The organism is Rhodococcus sp. T9N (assembly GCF_024436645.1).
In the GTDB taxonomy this organism is placed as follows: Bacteria; Actinomycetota; Actinomycetes; order Mycobacteriales; family Mycobacteriaceae; genus Rhodococcus_F; species Rhodococcus_F qingshengii.
This window is the reverse complement of sequence record NZ_JAMSKS010000005.1, coordinates 229,687-246,813: the sequence shown is the minus strand read 5'-3', so window position 1 is coordinate 246,813 and position 17,127 is coordinate 229,687. Positions and strand designations below refer to the sequence as shown.

Sequence of the window (17,127 nt, the reverse complement as noted above, 5' to 3'; positions counted from 1 at the left end):
TTCCACGAATTGTGGGATCGCGAATCTATTCCAATCCGTATTTTCGTCACGCTCAGTGGGACGTTTCATGAACCTCTACCTTGGATCGAACCAGCTCCGAGTGTGAATTGTGAACGGCTACTGTCCACAGAAGTCGACTGGGACCCGGTTACCCGTCCTGGCCGACTCGAGTATCGAGATGCTCACTGCCAGTGCGTTGGTCGCGTCGAGTCCGTCGACGACTGGTCGGCCGTCACCGCGCGTGGCACGGGTGAAGTGTTCCAGCGTGATGTCGTACGTGTGCCGGCGGTCTTCGACATCGATCTCGTGCGATCCCCGGCGATCGTGCAGAACGACCGACCCGATGGGTTCCGGAGTCATGACGTCGGCTGCATGAAGGCTGCCGGCTGTCCCGTGCACCTCCACATACGTGGGTGCGAATGGCGTAGTGAAAGTGTCGTGGAATCGTACAAGGACGTTGTTCTCGTAGAGAATCGACGAGGAGGCTGCATCTTCGGCTTCGGTCACCCAATCTCCTTGGGCCACAGTGATCGCGCTCGCCGTCAGTGCTCTTGTGCCGAGTAGCGGATTCACGACGGAGGCGTTGTGGCAGGAAAGATCCATGACGGCGCCTGATCCCGGCGTGCTACCGAGTCGCCACCCTCGCAAACGTTCGGGTAGGAGCGACGTGTGGCGAACACTGACCGACAGAATCCGGCCTATGTCGCCGCGCGCCACTGTGCGTCGAATGGCCTGGTGCGTACCTGCTGCGGGCAGGTGGTGGTTGACGCCTAGGACTACGCCGGCGGATTCGCAAGCGGCGGTCATCTTCCGCGCATTGTCGATGCTCGTCGACAGCGGCTTCTCACAGAGAACGTGTTTTCCGGCTGCTGCCGCCGCGCACACCTGCTCGAGGTGGCGATCATTTGCACTGGAGATGTAGACCGCATCGATGAGGGGATCGCTGAGCAGATCGTTCAGCTTGTTCGTTCCGTTCGATATCTCGTTCCGACGTGCGTACTGCTCGGCATGGTCCGCATTTCCGCTGTACACGGAACTGATGTGGTGGCCGGTCCTTCGCAGTGCGGGAATCATTCTCGTTTCGGCGATATCACTCGCACCGACGATTCCCCAGACGAGATGCGGTTGTTCGCTCATCGAAGTATTCCTTCTCGGGCATCGACGATGTCGAATAGACAGCGACGGCTCCGGGTATCGGCCGACTCGACGTCAGGAGTTCGGCGCGGACGAAATCTGGTAGGCCAACCCTACGAAGTGGCGATAGATATCGACAGCGCCAAAACGTGCAAGCGTGAGCCGCTGATCGACCACTGTGAGCAGGCGCGAGCGCTGCACCTGCTCTGACCGTGAGCTTTCGAACGACCGGCATATCATGCACGGATTGGGCAGAATTTGGCAGAAGTGGTTCCCCCTATGTGTCTGTCCGCTGGATCACTTCGCAGGAAAGCTAGGGCTATCAGTTTGATTTCATGCCTCACCTCGAAGGAGTAACCCGCCAATGTCGTTCGTTCTCAAAGCCGCAGTCGGCGAACCAGCGCAGCGTGCCAGCAATCCGGCGGTGGTCGACACTGTCGCGGGTGTGATCGCAGACATTCGTGCCAACGGTGACGACGCGGTCCGCAAGTACTCTGACCGTTTCGACCGGTGGTCACCGGATTCGTTCAGGCTCGACGAAGATCAGATCCGCGAGATCGTCAATTCCGTCCCGACAACGGTCCTCGAGGACCTGCAGTTCGCGCAGCGTCAGATTCGCGACTTCGCCCAGGCGCAGCGCGACACCATCACAGACCTCGAGGTCGAGACTCTGCCCGGCGTGTTCTTGGGGCACCGGAACATTCCGATCGACGCGGCTGCAGCTTACGTTCCGGGTGGCAGGTACCCGCTGACAGCGTCGGCGCACATGACGGTGCTGACCGCGAAGGTCGCAGGCGTCGAACGCGTCGCGGCTACGACGCCCCCGAATGACGGGCTTCCGCCCCAGATCAGCATCACCGCAATGCATCTCGCCGGGGCCGACGAGATTTTCGTGCTCGGTGGCGTACAGGCGATTGCAGCGCTGGCTCTCGGTACCGAGACGATCGATCCTGTCTCGATCCTCACGGGGCCGGGCAACGCATACGTGGCAGAGGCAAAGCGTCAACTCTTCGGTGAGGTCGGAATCGATCTCTTTGCAGGTCCCACCGAAACACTGATCGTTGCCGACGAGTGCGCCGACCCGTTCACCATCGCAGTGGATCTACTCAGCCAGGCTGAACACGGTCCGGATTCACCGTGTGTGTTGATCACGACGTCCGAGGCTGTGGGCAACGAGGTGATCAAACACATCGACGCATTGCTACCCGGTCTGGAGACGAACGCGATCGCCGGGCCCGCTTGGCGCGACCACGGACAGATCCACGTTGTCGAGACTCTCTCCGAAGCATATGAACTCGCGGACAAGTTTGCCTCCGAGCACGTACAGATCCTGACGCAGAATCCGCGTGAAGCGCTCGACAGCATGAGCAACTACGGTGCCCTTTTTCTGGGGGAAGGAACGTGTGTTCCATACGGCGACAAAGTGATCGGGACCAACCACGTACTTCCTACTCTTGGCGCTGCGCGCTACACCGGAGGGCTCTGGGTAGGGAAGTTCCTCAAAACCCTCACTTTCCAGGAGGTGCGCGATCCGGCGGCGAGCGCCAGGATCGGCGAGATCGCTGCGCGACTGTCCCGACTGGAACGCTTCGAAGGCCACGCCCGTTCAGGTGACCTGCGTGCGGCGAAGTTCGGTGGAGCCGAACTACCGTGGGGCGAGATCCCGGTGGCGGCAAACCTCAAATGACGATGCGCATCGAGCACGACCTGCTCGGTGATCGCGAAGTGCCTGCGGAGGCCTACTACGGCATCCACACGCTGAGAGCACTGGAGAACTTCCCGATCACCGGTATTCCTCTCTCGGTCCACCCGGACATGGTATCGGCGTTGGCTGCGGTCAAGCAGGCCGCTGCTCGGGCGAACGCCGACCTCGGAATCCTCTCGCCCGAGCATGCAGCGGCGATCGAGCAAGCTTGCAAGGAGATTCGTGCGGGCAGGTTCACCGACCAGTTCGTCGTCGACGTCATTCAGGGTGGTGCCGGCACGTCATCGAACATGAACGCCAACGAAGTGGTCGCGAACCGCGCGCTCGAAATTCTCGGCGGCGAACGGGGGCAGTACCAATTCCTCCATCCGCTCGAACACGTCAACATGAGTCAGAGCACCAACGACGTCTACCCCACCGCGATCAAAATCGGCTTGCAAGGTGCCGTCACCAGGCTTCGAGGTGCGATGGACGAACTTGCAGGCGCATTCGCGGAGAAAGCAGCCGAGTTCTCCCACGTGCTCAAGGTCGGGCGGACTCAGTTGCAAGACGCGGTCCCGATGACTCTCGGTCAAGAGATTGTCACGTTCGCCGTGATGATCAAGGAGGACTCTCAGAGACTGGAAGAGGCCGCTCGGTTGATCTCGGAGATCAACCTGGGAGGGACGGCGATAGGTACCGGTCTCAATGCGCACCCGGAGTACGCCAGACGTGTGCGTGAGCATCTGGTGTCGATCACCGGTCTCGACATCTCGACGGCATCGGATCTCATCGAAGCAACCCAGGACGTCGGGGCCTTCGTTCAGCTGTCGGGAGTGCTCAAGCGTACCGCGGTCAAACTGTCCAAGATCTGCAACGATCTGAGATTGCTGTCCTCAGGCCCACGAGCAGGTCTGGGTGAGATCAATTTACCTGCGGTGCAGGCAGGTTCGTCGATCATGCCCGGAAAGGTCAATCCGGTCATTCCGGAAGTGGTCAATCAGATTGCCTACCGGGTGGTGGGAAACGATCTGACCATCACCATGGCTGCCGAGGCGGGTCAACTGCAGCTCAACGCATTCGAACCGGTCATTGCACACAGCTTGTTCGAGACTGCAGAACTCCTCACGCGGGGCTGCACTGTGTTGCGCGAGCGATGCGTGATCGGCATTACCGCCAACGTCGAGCATCTCGAACGAACGGTCGCGGCTTCGATCGGTGTCGTGACCGCGCTCAATCCCTACATCGGCTACACAGCCGCGACGGAATTGGCGGCGGACGCGCTTGCTTCCGGTCGTACCGTCGTGGAGTTGGTGCTCGAACGCGGGTTGTTGGGCAAGGAGGATTTGGACGCGATCATGGAGCCTGCGAATTTGGCACGAACTGCGATCGTGTCGGCTCCCGATTTCGATCCACTCGTCCCGTCGACCTGACCAGGTCTTCAGGGCGGTTGACACCGCACATGTGGGCGGTATCGTTTAGTGATACGTATAACTACTTGCAGTCCTGTTGTGTCAGGATTGACAGAAGCTGAGTCGGCACGGTTCAAGGACGTACCGCGCCAAGCCAGCCAGGAGACGGAAACCATGTTCGAAAAGACACGAATGGACAGTCATCCCCCCTGTAAGAGCAACTACGACGTCATCGTCGTGGGAAGCGGAATGGGGGGTGGAACGATGGCATACGCTCTCAAGGATTCCGGCCTCGATGTGCTCTTGATCGAGAGGGGAGACTTCCTTCCACAGGAACGTCAGAATTGGGACCCCCGAGCGGTGTTCGAGAAAGATCGGTACAAGAACGCCGAAAAATGGGTCGACACCGAAGGGCGGGAGTTCGCCCCCGGCACCTACTATTACGTCGGCGGAAACACCAAATTCTACGGTGGCTCGTTGGTCAGGTTCAGGAGAGAGGATTTTCAGTCCTCACGGCATCAGGACGGTGAATCGCCGGCATGGCCGTTCTCGTATGACGATCTCGAACCCTACTACGCACGTGCCGAGCAGGTGTACAAGGTTCACGGCGACCACACCGACGACCCGACGTTGCCACGCGACCAACCATTTCCGTACCCTCCCGTAGGGCACGAGCCAGCGATACAGCAGGTCGCCGACGACATGCGTAAGGCGGGTTTCACCCCTTCCAATCTCCCTCTCGGGGTCGACCTTCGGCAGGGTGGGTCATGTATTCGATGCAAGACATGCGACGGGTTCCCCTGCCGTACCTTGGCGAAATCGGATGCCGACGTCTGTTGCGTGCGACCCGCACTCGATTCGGGCAACGTCGAAATCGTCACGAACGGGTACGTGGAGAAGGTGTTGACCGACGATTCCGGACGTCGAGCATCAGGCGTCGAATTGACCCATCGCGGCGTCACCTCCACAGTACGTGCGGATACGGTCGTAATCTCCTGTGGTGCGGTCAATTCTGCAGCGCTGCTGCTACGTTCGGCCACATCTGTCCATCCTGACGGGCTCGCAAATTCCTCCGGAATGGTCGGTCGTAACTACATGGTGCACATGAACTCGATCATGGTGGCCATCGACCCACTCAAGAAGAACAAGTCCGAATTTCAAAAGACGTTGTACTTCAACGACTTCTACCTGCGTGGCACTGACGATCATCCGTATCCGCTAGGCCACGTGCAACTGATCGGGAAGCTCCAAGCGGAGATGATCAAGGGGCAACGGCCCCACATCCCCAAATGGGCGTTGAGCCTTGCCACGAACCGTAGTACCGATTGGTGGCTGTTCACGGAGGATCTGCCCAACCCTGAAAATCGTGTCACGCTGACTCCCGGAGGGCGTATCCAGATCGCATGGAAACCGAATAACGTCCGGGCACACGAGGTTCTGGTTCGCGAGACGCGAAAAATGCTTCGCAAGATCGGATTTCCGGTGGTCATCAGTGAAGGAACAGGGATAGAGGTCAACTCGCATCAGGCCGGAACCGTTCGGCTCGGTACCGACCCGGCTACATCGGTCCTCGATCCGAGTTGCCAGGCACACGATGTCGACAACCTGTATGTCGTCGACTCCTCCTTCTTTCCGTCGCTCCCGGTGATGAATCCGGCGCTGTCGATCGCGGCGAACGCGTTGCGTGTTGCAGATTCGATCATCGCTCGAAGTGGCGACTCCACGGCGGGTGCATCGCACGGCTCGTCGATCTCTGCATAAATTGCTCACCCCCAATTCTTTTCGATTCGAAAGTGAAGAACATGACTGTGCAAAAGCTCACCGGTGGCCAGATGGTGGTCGACATACTGATCCGTGAAGGAGTTGAAAAGGTATTCGCTATTCCGGGACACGGCAATACGGCGTTACTTGATGCGTTCGTCGACCGGGCCGACGAAATCGAGTTGGTTCCCGCCATCCACGAGCAGGGCGCCGCACACATGGCCGACGGCTACTACCGCGCATCGGGCAAGATCGCGGCCGTCTGTACTTCCATCGGACCGGGAGCGACAAACACCGTAACCGGAATCGCGACTGCGTTCGCGGACTCGCAGCCGATGATTCTGATCACCGGCGCCGTTCACACGTATATGGAGAACCGCGGCGTCCTCCAGGAGATCGATCGGCCGCACGGGAACAATTTCCCACGGATGGTCGAGCCGGTCGTCAAGCGCTGGTGGCAGCCCGGTCGACTCGAGCAGCTACCTTCCGCGATGGCTCAGGCGTTCAACACGATGCTCGAAGGTCGCAGAGGGCCTGTCCTGGTGGATATCCCGCAGGACCTGCAAGCTGAGTACGGCGACTATGTTCCAGAGTTGTACTCGCGCCGAGCTCAGACCCGGGCGACTGGTGATCCCGTCGCCATTGCCGAGGCAGCCAAGCTACTGGCGGGTGCTAAGCGTCCCGTGATCCTCGCTGGCGGAGGCGTCATCGCAGCCGAGGCCGGTGCGGAACTCCTCACACTGGCGGAACGTCTCGGCGCTCCCGTGACGCACTCCTTCCAGGGCAAAGGCGCATTCCCTGCAGACCACGATCTGTACGCGTGGCCGTGCGGCGACATGGGATCGATTCCGGGTAACGGAGTCACCAAGACCGCCGACGTCATTCTTGCAGTGGGTTGCCGGTTCAGCGATCGCATCACGTCCTCGTATCGCCCAGGAGTCACATTCGACATCCCTAACACGAAACTCGTTCACATAGACATCGACGGATTCGAGATCGGCCGCAACTACCCGGTCGAGGTCGGGATCGTCGGCGACGCCAAGACCTCGCTCTCGTCTCTGATCGACGAACTCGGCGCACCGGCAGCGGATTACGACTTCCGGGCAACCGACTACTACGCCGAACTTCAGGACTTGAAGGCACGGTGGGACGAGCACCTGCGCCCTATGCGTGAGACCGACTACTTGCCGATGACCAACTCGCGGGCAATGGTCGAGATCCGAAAGGTCCTTCCGCGTAACGGAATTCTGGTCACCGATTCCAGCAACCCGGCAAACCAGGCGTTCAACGAATTCCCGATCTACGAGCCGAAGAGCAACATCGTTGCCGGCGGATTCTCCGGAATCGGATTCGGTGTACCTGCCGCGATCGGCGCCGCGATCGGCGCACCGGACAAGCCGGTTCTCGCGCTCGTCGGCGATGGCGCGTTCCTACAGACCGGCACGGAGATCGCAGCTGCCGCCATGAGCGGCGTCAATGTCGTCTTCGTCGTTCTGAACAACGGTGGCTGGGAAGCAATCAAGGACCTCCAGATCAATCTCTTCGGCGCGGAACGGGAAATCATCTCAGGCTGGAAGTTGCCGGATGGATCCCCGTACTTCGCCGATATCACTGCGTTCGCGCAGTCCCTCGGATGCAAGTCCGAGCGAGTCGAGGATCCCGCAAAGCTCGGCGCCGCTGTTCAGCGCGCATTCGAGACCGAGGGCCCCGTAGTCATCGAGGCGATCAGTGCTCGCGAGCTGCCCTGGACCGAGATGCATGCAATGGGTTGGTGGGATATCACCGTACCGGCCTACCACGGCGAAGTTCGAGACGACTACGTGAACCAGCGCGGCTTCTGACCCACCCCTCACCGGAAAGTAGTTGTAAGTCATGGGCAACATCAAACTCGGACTTAATCTGGAGTTCGCGCGATACGAGAACGGCTCTTTCGATTGGGCCATGGACCAAGCTGCCGAGATCGGCTACAAGTACGTCGAGCCGATGGTGCACTGGGGTCGTGAACTGCTCAGTGCAGCAGGATATTTCCACAGCCGTTCCATGCTCGACGATCCGTTGATCCTGCGGAATGCGGCCGAAGATCGCGGTCTCAGCATCTCGTCGCTGTCGAGCCACGCGCCACTCGCCAAGCCGGAGGTGGCAGTGGAGTACTTCCGCCAGGCCATCCGCTACGCCGCGGAGGTGGGTTCTCCGATGATCATGGTCGACGATGGACCCACCCCGTCCTGGACCACGGAGGAAGAGAACTACACGCTCATGCGGTACACCCTGAAGGAGGCAGCGCTGGTCGCGGAGCCCCGGGGTATCAAGATCGCAATCGAGACCCACGGGCCGTACACCGCGACTCCGGAGCGCCTCGACAAGATCATGAATTTGGTCGACAGTCCTGCCCTGACGATCAACCTCGATACCGGAAACAGCTACCTGAGTGAGAACGATCCGCACGAGTGGCTCGAAGCCATCATCGGTCAGGTCACGCACTTGCACGCCAAGGACATTGCGGTGGACGACGCGAAACGTCTACGCGGAAAAGTGAGAGGCATGCTGGGATGCGCCTGCGGTGAAGGTGTCATCGACTGGAAGCGCATCGTCGACACGCTCGCCGCGGCCGACCACGACGTCGTCTTGTCGGTGGAGTGCGGCACGCTCGACGCCGCGAAGAAGAGCTACACCCACCTCAGCGCATTGATCGAAGCAGTCGGTCAGTAGCCGTGTTCGGTTTGGAGACGCATCCGGGAAACATGAATACAGTCGTGATCATGAACCCGTCCGTGATGAAGCAGAGGATTCCGAACGGTGAAGTACCGACCGTCGAGGAGTTCGTGACAGCCCCGCCTGCCTTACGCGCACTGCCGATCCCGCGGATCGAAGCCGTCGATGGCCGAGTACAGATCAACTAACCGAACACCGAAAGTGCTCGGGCCCAACCTCATCAGGTTGGGCCCGAGCACTTTTCGTCTCGGCGGCTGTAGACCTGCCTCGTCTGGGGCGGTGGGGGCCAGAGGGGTGACGGAAAGGGTCTCGGATGTCCGACGCCGACGCCGACGCCGACGGTGACGGTGACGGTGACGGTGAGTATCGGATCCGCGACACGAACAGGCCCGTCGAAAGTCGTGGTGACTTCAGACGGGCCTGTACGTCGATCTGCCTGCAGCTACAGCTGCTTACGTGACGGCCTCTGCAGGTCGAGCGCCGGTGATCATCGAGACGATCTCGTCGGCGGTGGTTTCCTTGGTGTTTCGGCACCCGACGACCTGGCCTCGCCGGAAAACGTACACCCGGTCGGTCAGTTCCAGCACCTGTTGCATGTTGTGGCTGACGATGATGACCGCGACTCCGCGTTGTTTGAGGCGTTTGATGATGTCGTGGACGTGGGCGGTCTCCTGCAGGCCCAGTGCCGCTGTGGGTTCGTCCATGATGATGAGCTTCGATCCCCAACCGGATGCGCGGGCGATGGCGATACCCTGGCGCTGGCCACCGGAAAGACCCCGAACGGTCCGGTGTACCTCGGGCACGTTCACTCCGATCTCCGTGAGCAATTCGGTTGCACGCTTGGCCATCTTGCGTCTGTTGAGCACGCTCAAGCCGCCCAAGTTGATCAGCTTCTCTTCACGCCCGAGGAACAGGTTGGTCAGGACGTCGAGGTCGTCTGCGAGTGAAAGATCCTGATAGACGGTTTCGATCCCGGCTTCGCGTGCATCGATCGGGCTTTGGAACTCACAGTCCGCACCGTCGAATCGGATGGTGCCATCACTCGACGGTTGCGCGCCGGAAAGGATCTTGACGAAGGTGGACTTGCCTGCGCCGTTGTCGCCCATGATGGCGATGTGCTCACCGTGTCCGACGCTGATGGAGGCGCCTTGCAAAGCTTTGACGCCGCCGTAGAACTTGGAGAGGTTCGTAGTCTGGAGAAGAGGCTCGGTGGTGTTGGTGATAGTACTCATTGAGGTGGTTCCGATCTGGGGGGGTCGTCTCGAATCAGTACGCTGCGGGAGAGTCGGCGACATTGGCGGATGTTACGGGCGGGATCGGGACGAAGATCTTGGGTTGCACCGTGCCACCGTCCAGCAGGGTCAGCATGGCGGCGACAGCTTCTCGCGCCATCTCCTTGGGATCACCGTTGATGGTTCCGTACGTGTCTCCCGCGAGGATGCTCTCGCGCATCTCTTCCGGATAGTCGTTGCCGACGAAGACGATTTCGCTTCGGCCCATAGACTTGGCCAGGCGGGCGCCCGCAGCCAATTCAGGTCCTTGCGCGACCACGGCGTTGATCTGCCCCGCCGGATACTTCGCGAGCCAGTCCTGGGTCAGGCTGATGGTCTTGTCGTTCGCCCAGTTGTTCGGCTGCTCTTCTACGAGCTTGACGTCGGGGAAGTTCTCCTGCAGTTCGGCACGGAATCCTTCCGACCGACCGATCTGCGGCCCACTGCCGAGGATGCCGGTCATCAAGGCGACGTTGCCCCGATTGCCTATTGCTCCTGCGACCATCTTCGCCTGCTCGCGTCCGACCTGAACGTCGTCGGTCCCTACGAACGAGGAGACCGGGGCGTCTTCGGACAGCGCCAGGGAGAATGCGATGACCGGGATTCCTGCTGCTTCGGCTCGTTTGATAGACGGAGTCATGCTGTCCTGGTCGCTGGGGGCGAGGAGAATGGCGTCGACCTTCTGCGTGACCAGCTGGTCCATTCCGCTACTCATCTGAGCGATGTCGTTGTGCCCGTTGACAACACTGAGCTTGTATCCCGCAGCTTCAGCTTCTTCTTGCACAGTCGAGATGGCTACGTTCATCCATGGGTCGACGCCGACGTCGTACACCACGAAGCCCAATGTCTTGTTCGCACCCGAGGAAGGTGCGGTTCCGCAGGCCGTGAGTGCGACGGCGACGAACGCAGCCAGGCAAAGGGCAAATGCGGTTTGGATCGTTCGAGAAGTTCTTCTTACGGTCATGTGTTTTCACTCCTGGAATGTGGTTGGCTGCGAGGGGAATCGGATGTATCAGCGTTTGCGGGCGCTGCGGAACGCTTCGAAGCCGACTGCGAGCAGAACGGCCGTACCCGTCAGCGCCGGCTGCCAGTAAGCGGACACGCTGTACAGGTTCAACGCGTTTGTCAGGACGGTGAGCGACAGGATGCCGATCACCGCGGAGCTGATGCCGCCGACTCCGCCGGTGAGTGGTGTGCCGCCGATGATGACGGCGGCGATGGCGAGAAGTGCCCACTGTGTACCTGTTGCCGGACTCCCGATTCCGGAGATCGAGACAAGAAGAATTCCTGCGATGGCGGCGCACAGCCCGCCGATGGCATAGACGGCAATCAGAACCCGATCGACATGGATTCCGGCGCGGCGCGACCCTTCCTTGTTGCTCCCGACGGCGTAGATGTGCTGGCCGAAGAGCGTGCATCGTAAGACGAACAGCAGAATCAGGATGACCACGACGAATGTAAGACTGGCAAAGGAGATTCCGGCGATGTTCTTCAAGCCCAGATCGGTCCATCCGGAAGGAAGAGGAGCGATCGGGGTGGCGCCGGTTGCGGCGTACAGCAGTCCGGTGACGACGGCTTGTGTACCGAACGTGGCCACGAATGGGTTGATGCCGATCTTGGCTACGAGGATGCCGTTCACGAAGCCGGCGAGTAGACCGGCGACCAATCCGACGAGAATTCCGATGGCTATACCGTGCTGGAGACTGACGTACGCTGCAGCGCATCCGGCTGCCGCTGCCACGATTCCGACCGAGAGATCGAAGCCACCCGAGATAATCATCAGCTGCATACCGCCGGCAATGATTCCGACCATCGCCGCCTGTTGCAGCACGTTGAGCAGGTTGTCCGACTGCCGGAAGATCGGGTTGGCGATGCCCAGAATCACCACCGATGCGACCAGTACAGTCAGCATCACCCGCTGAACGACCTGCGAAGGTGTGCTCGGCAGAATGCGTTTGAGCAGAGCCGGTAGCCATTCCTGCGAGGATGCGTGGGGCGGCTGAGGTGCCGCGGAACGAGTGGAACGGCCGACGTCATCGACAGAGATTCCCGCGCTTGGCGGCCGTTTCTGCTGGTCTTCGGTCAGGGGCATTGAGGACTCCTCGAAAGGGTGTTTCGGTGTTCGGTCGAAAGAGCGAAATCAGGTCACCCGGTCGCACGGCGTTGTGCGTGTCGAGATTCGGATCGGTGCCCTGCAGTTCGCGTTCGGTTCGAGAATCGGTAGCGATTACTCGGACGGTGGGCCGGCAGTACAGGGGCGCTGAAACAAATCTTCGGACAGGTAGGAAGCGGGTTCGCCATGTGTCTCAACTCTGTTTGGCGACCCCCGGCGAAGCCCTGGGGTTGTAGAAATACTGTCCTGTGACTGCATTCACAGCTAGACGCAAGCCGGGAAAGATGTCTCGGCTGGACGACACGTTTTGTGTAGTGTCTTTGACATGTCTTTCACGGTTGCGGACGCTCTGGAACTCTCACTGATCCGCGCGGCCGGTCCTCACGTACTCACCAGCGGAACGGATCTGGATCAACGCGAAGTCCGATGGGTTCACTCGTCCGAGATCCCCGATATCGCACGATTTCTCAGCGGCGGCGAATTGTTGCTGACGGCGGGCCTCGGTATAGGGGAAACAGAAGCCGAGCAGCGTGCTTACGTGAAGGCGGTTTCTCGAGCCGGTGCGGCAGCTCTGGTGATCGAAGAATCCGGTCGCATGTTCGATCGAGTTCCTCAAGCTGTTGTGCAGGAAGCCCAACAAATGCTGCTTCCGGTGATCGCGCTGACCCACGAAGTGTCGTTCGCCGGAGTCTCCGCCCAGGTGCACGAAATTCTGACCGAAATGCGACTTCGGAGCCTGACTCGTGAACGTGAGGTCGAAGCAACATTCTCGGGATTGCTGCTCGACGGCGCAGACCATCTCGGAATAGTGGAGACTCTGGCGGCGCTCACCGACAGCACGGTGGTTCTGGAAAACATCGCTCACCGGGTGACGGTCTATTTCTCAGTGGACGGTGTCGAATTCGACGACGACGAGTGGAATCGTCACGCCAGAGTATCGCACGACAATGAAACTGATTGTGTCCGAAGGCCCGTCGTCATGCGTGGTCAACCGTGGGGGTGGATCCACGTGCTCCAAGGACAATCGCCGACCGCGCCGTTCTCGGCTGAATTCGCGGCGGAGCGGGCAGCAGCAGCGATCGCGATCTCGCTTCTCACCGATCGTAGCCGCGAGGCGCGTGACGATCAGCGCAGTACCGCTTTGATGACACACTTGCTGCTGGGAGAAATTTCCGGCGATGAGTTCGTGAAGCAGGCCAGTCGTCTGGGGTATCGGCTCGGATCTGGCCTGATGCGAGTGTTCGTGGCCAACAAGAATACTCGTGACGATTCTGCTGGAATCCGGCCCAAGCGCAGGAGCAGTCCCAATGCGATCAGTGCCGACATGGGTGATTACATCGTCACGGTGGCGCCGGAAGTGAGTGGCCGTCCGCCGGAGATCGAGGATCTTGTCGGTTTCGTCGGTGCGGGTGTCGGTGTGAGCCGCGCTATTTCACGTGACATGGTTGCTGTCGCGCTCACTCAAGCGCGCAGTGCTGCCGCGGTCGCCCGAGCTTCTGGTGGTGTCCTTCACTTCGACGAACTGGGGGTCGAGCGGATTTTGGTGACCCTGGCGCAGGGCCCGGAACTGGCGAGCTTCGTCGAAGACGAATTAGGTCCGTTGTTGACGAAGGATGCGCACTCGGCCAGTCCGCTACTGCCGACACTGCGCGCATTTCTCAGCGTCGACGGTCGCAAGACTGAAGCGGCGGACAAGCTCTACGTGCAGCGCAGAACTCTGTACAACAGGTTGGAGCGGATCTCGACGATTCTCGGGAAATCCCTTGATGCCCCGGAAACGCGGCAGCGCTTGCTGTTGGCAGTCAAAGGTCTCGAGCTGCTGGAGGGGTCGGCGATCAGTTCGTCGCGACGTTCCGGAAGGAACTAGCATTCCGACTTCGATGAGGGGGACGGCGGTGCGGGCTGCGCGCGCGGCAGTGAGACGGCCTGTTGCCGGCAATCCGCACAGGGAACCACCGGGCAGTCCCAAGATGACGAAACCGAATCCGCTGGTGGTGAGCTCGAGTGCATTCTTGACGTCGGGTGTCCCTGTCGCCCAAGAGGCTTGGCAAGCTCCGTGAAGTGCGAAAGATGACAAGCAATGCCCATTTCGTGCGGTCGAGCACGAACGGCGACTTCGGCTAGAGGATTTCGTTGATTCCCTTCATAGAAGAGATGAGTGAATCGTATCACTAGGTGATACGATTCACTCATGTCGGTGGTGGTAAAACAAGGTGAAGGTTGAGATGTGGCGTGACAGGCGAAAGTATCGCAAACCACGGTGTCGCGCCTACCTTCTCCCGAAGTGTTCAGTCGGGGCAATCGCCGCTGTCGACGGTACGTCTCACGGACGTCGTCGTGTGTACATGTGCGGGACCTTCAGTGCAGAAACATCTTTCAGGCTACCGAGCTACGGCAGGAGTGGGGCGACGAACATGGCTGGTCACCGTATGGAGGAAGAAGTGGGGTACGTCTGTGTCACGTGTCGCCATATCGGTTCGTCGTTGCCTATGCCCAAGCCGTCTGTGCCGCTCGCCGTGCGAGCTCGATGCAACCTCTGTGGCGAGATCGACACGGCGATGTCGGGGCGGAAAGACGATGTGCCATACCGTGTCGAGCTCTTCGGGGGCTTTCGTAGAGCTTGGACGCATGCAGTCCGGTGTGGGCGAATGTGTGAACACCATCTACTGTGACGACAGGTCAACCGAAGCCGACACTCGGTTGAAACGAGACCACGATAGAATTCGTGAGATCGTCAAGGGTTACGGCGGATGATTCGTCCGGAGCAAGGGGAGTCGCTTCAGTGGTTACGATGAAGGACGTGGCGCGGGCAGCAGGCGTCTCCCAAGCCGCTGTCTCATACGCGTTCAGTAACTCTCCGAAAGTTTCTGCATCGCAGCGTGATCACATCTACGCAGTCGCTCAGTCTTTGTCCTACGCCGGGCCGAACATCGTCGGCAGTAGCCTGCGCTCCGGCCGAGTCGGAGCGGTTGGCATCATGGTGATGGAGTCGTTGGGGCACGCACTGGAAGACCCGTCGACCATGCTGTTGATGAAGGGGGTAGTCGAAGTCAACGAACTCGCCGACGTTGCCCTGACTTTGTTGCCGTTGGTCTCCAGTAGGGAAGAAGGATTCAATTCTCCCGCGGTCAGAGGTTTGGTCGACGGAGTCGTCCTGCACAATGTGACTCCTACCCACCCGATCATTGCGGCCCTGATTCACTCCGGAACGCCGGCAGTTGCGATCGATTCACCCGCGGACTGCGGCTTGCCGTTCATCGGAATCGATGATCGCGCTGCAGGATTCAAGCAGATGGCCCATCTCTTGGATCTCGGGCACCGAAGAATCGGTGTGGTCTGCGAACGTTTGAACATCGGTGGCACCGACGGGTCGATCTCCAAGACAGTTGTCGAACATTCTTCCGAGCGGGTCCAGCGAGATCGGATCCTCGGGTACTTCGATGCTGCAACTGCGCGGGGAGATGCCGGTGTCTCGATCGAGGTTTACGAGGCTTCAGGTATCGATCGTGACAGCGGCGTCCGTGCTGTCCGCTCGATGGTCGAGAAACTGAATCCGACCGCAATAGCCACGACGTCAGATGTCTTTGCCGTCGCTGCCTTGAGCGTGCTCCGTAGCATGAATATCCCAGTACCTGAGGTTGTTTCGGTTGTCGGATTCGACGATGCCCCCATCGCCGAACTCATGGATCTGACCACTGTGCGTCAACCGCTGGTGGAGAAGGGCCGCGCCGCAGCCTCCATGCTGCTCGACAATATCGACGGCGCGAAGCGAAGGCAGAAGATCTTCAAAACCAAGCTGATCGTCCGAAACTCGACAGGCCCGGTCAGCACAGTCTGAACGAGACCATGCTGACCGGGCCGGAGTGGTCAGGATCGATAGACTTTCCGGTACAGTTCGGCGATTTCCTGTGCGCTGGGCACCACCGGGTTGTTCGACGGAGAACCCGACGCCAACGCCTGGTCCGCCATCAGTGGAATGAGCTCCTCCCAGCGAGTCTCGTCGATGCCGAATGTGCGCGGACTGGGTACCTCTACGTCGACGCACAAAGTATCGATGAAGTCGACCAGCTTGTGCGAGGCCGCCTCGTCTGAGTCGCCGCGATCTGCCGCGCCCAGCTGCCTGGCGCAATCGGCGTATCGATCACGCGCCCCGGGTATGGAGAACGCGGTGATCGCCGGAAGCAGCATTGCATTGGAAAGTCCATGCGCCACATGGAAATGTGCGCCGATCGGACGACTCATCCCATGTACCAGGCACACGCTCGCATTGGAGAACGCCATACCCGCCTGAGTAGAAGCATGCATCATCTGTTCGCGCGCCTCCCGATCTGAGCCGTCACGGTACGCGCGCAAGAGGTACTCCCCGATTGTCTTCATCGCCGACAGTGCGAGCCCGTCCGAGATGGGGTTTGCCTTCTTACTGACGTAGGCCTCGATCGCGTGTGTAAGTGCGTCGACACCTGTGTCGGCCGTCAGTCTCGGCGGCATCGACATCGTGAGGTCGGAATCGACGATCGAGGCGATCGGAAGAAATGAAAGTCCAGGGCACAGCATCTTCTCGTCGGTGGCGACATCCGTGATGATCGTGAATTGTGTTGCTTCCGAGCCACTTCCTGCCGTCGTCGGGATGGCGATGATCGGAAGCGCCGGCCCCGCGTACACCCGAGGGGCTTTGAAATCGCGCATGACGCCGCCCTGCTTGAACAAGACGGCAAGTGCTTTTGCCGTGTCCATCGGGCTGCCACCGCCGAAGCCGATGATCGAGTCGGCATCGTGGGCGGTCAGAGCGTCGAGACCAGCCTGTAGAGAATCGGTAGTGGGGTCGGGAACCGTCTCGGAGAAGAGTGCGGCCTTCTTTCCTGCTGCTGCAACGATCTTCAGCAATCGATCGGCTGAACCATTGGTGACCATGAATGCGTCGGTGACGAGAAGCGGACGCTCGATGTTCAGATCCGTCAGCACTTCGCCGAGACTCTCGACGGACCCAGGACCAAGTTTCAAGAACCGGGGAAATGAAATGTTGGCAACCATGCCGATCCC

The 17,127-nt window shown here is 60.0% G+C and carries 13 protein-coding genes; 8 read left to right on the top strand and 5 right to left on the bottom strand.

The annotated features are described in order from the left end of the window. Positions 1-117 precede the first annotated feature (117 nt). A complete protein-coding gene (locus M1L53_RS11595) occupies positions 118-1,137 on the bottom strand; it encodes a Gfo/Idh/MocA family protein (RefSeq protein WP_042923914.1) in 1,020 nt (339 codons plus the stop codon). Positions 1,138-1,498: 361 nt separating this feature from the next. Here M1L53_RS11595 and hisD point away from each other — a divergent pair, with 361 nt between their 5' ends. The 6 genes from hisD to M1L53_RS11565 all read left to right on the top strand — a co-directional run bounded on the left by hisD (position 1,499) and on the right by M1L53_RS11565 (position 8,891). After that, positions 1,499-2,821, top strand: coding sequence for a histidinol dehydrogenase (gene hisD, locus M1L53_RS11590; RefSeq protein WP_054188414.1), 1,323 nt, complete (start codon positions 1,499-1,501; stop codon positions 2,819-2,821). Next, complete coding sequence (locus tag M1L53_RS11585; RefSeq protein ID WP_042923920.1) at positions 2,818-4,251, top strand: aspartate ammonia-lyase; 1,434 nt, start codon at positions 2,818-2,820, stop codon at positions 4,249-4,251. Before hisD ends, M1L53_RS11585 begins: the two co-directional genes overlap by 4 nt. A 153-nt stretch (positions 4,252-4,404) precedes the next feature. Next, positions 4,405-5,991 (top strand): GMC family oxidoreductase, encoded by a 1,587-nt coding sequence (locus tag M1L53_RS11580; protein WP_054188484.1) that lies wholly within the window; start codon positions 4,405-4,407, stop codon positions 5,989-5,991. Positions 5,992-6,032: 41 nt separating this feature from the next. Next, the gene (locus M1L53_RS11575) at positions 6,033-7,832 is read left to right on the top strand and encodes a thiamine pyrophosphate-binding protein (protein ID WP_054188483.1); all 1,800 of its coding nucleotides are present in this window, start codon (positions 6,033-6,035) and stop codon (positions 7,830-7,832) included. A 31-nt stretch (positions 7,833-7,863) separates the two neighbouring features. Then, positions 7,864-8,700, top strand: a complete 837-nt coding sequence (locus tag M1L53_RS11570; RefSeq protein ID WP_054188413.1) for a sugar phosphate isomerase/epimerase — start codon at positions 7,864-7,866, stop codon at positions 8,698-8,700. A gap of 50 nt (positions 8,701-8,750) precedes the next feature. After that, entirely contained in the window at positions 8,751-8,891 is a 141-nt protein-coding gene (locus M1L53_RS11565; protein ID WP_156778931.1) for a hypothetical protein, read from the top strand. A gap of 264 nt (positions 8,892-9,155) precedes the next feature. Here the strand turns inward: M1L53_RS11565 and M1L53_RS11560 are convergent, their stop codons facing one another. The 3 genes from M1L53_RS11560 to M1L53_RS11550 are packed head-to-tail and all read right to left on the bottom strand — an operon-like array spanning position 9,156 to position 12,066. Beyond that, complete coding sequence (locus M1L53_RS11560) at positions 9,156-9,935, bottom strand: ATP-binding cassette domain-containing protein (protein ID WP_019745466.1); 780 nt, start codon at positions 9,933-9,935, stop codon at positions 9,156-9,158. A gap of 34 nt (positions 9,936-9,969) precedes the next feature. Next, on the bottom strand, positions 9,970-10,938 hold the full coding sequence (locus tag M1L53_RS11555) for a sugar ABC transporter substrate-binding protein (protein ID WP_054188412.1): 969 nt from the start codon (positions 10,936-10,938) through the stop codon (positions 9,970-9,972). 48 nt (positions 10,939-10,986) lie between these two features. Then, positions 10,987-12,066, bottom strand: coding sequence for an ABC transporter permease (locus tag M1L53_RS11550; protein WP_054188411.1), 1,080 nt, complete (start codon positions 12,064-12,066; stop codon positions 10,987-10,989). Between the two features lie 346 nt (positions 12,067-12,412). Here M1L53_RS11550 and M1L53_RS11545 point away from each other — a divergent pair, with 346 nt between their 5' ends. Together M1L53_RS11545 and M1L53_RS11540 are read left to right on the top strand one after the other, a co-directional pair. Further along, positions 12,413-13,954: a PucR family transcriptional regulator gene (locus M1L53_RS11545; RefSeq protein ID WP_021331895.1), complete on the top strand. Its 1,542-nt coding sequence runs from the start codon at positions 12,413-12,415 to the stop codon at positions 13,952-13,954. A 924-nt stretch (positions 13,955-14,878) separates the two neighbouring features. Next, positions 14,879-15,925 carry a LacI family DNA-binding transcriptional regulator gene (locus tag M1L53_RS11540; RefSeq protein ID WP_081377525.1) on the top strand — a complete coding sequence of 349 codons (1,047 nt, stop codon included), beginning with the start codon at positions 14,879-14,881 and terminating at the stop codon, positions 15,923-15,925. A gap of 29 nt (positions 15,926-15,954) precedes the next feature. Here M1L53_RS11540 and M1L53_RS11535 read toward each other — a convergent pair whose 3' ends face one another. Next, positions 15,955-17,118, bottom strand: coding sequence for an iron-containing alcohol dehydrogenase (locus M1L53_RS11535; RefSeq protein WP_054188409.1), 1,164 nt, complete (start codon positions 17,116-17,118; stop codon positions 15,955-15,957). Positions 17,119-17,127: the final 9 nt, after the last annotated feature.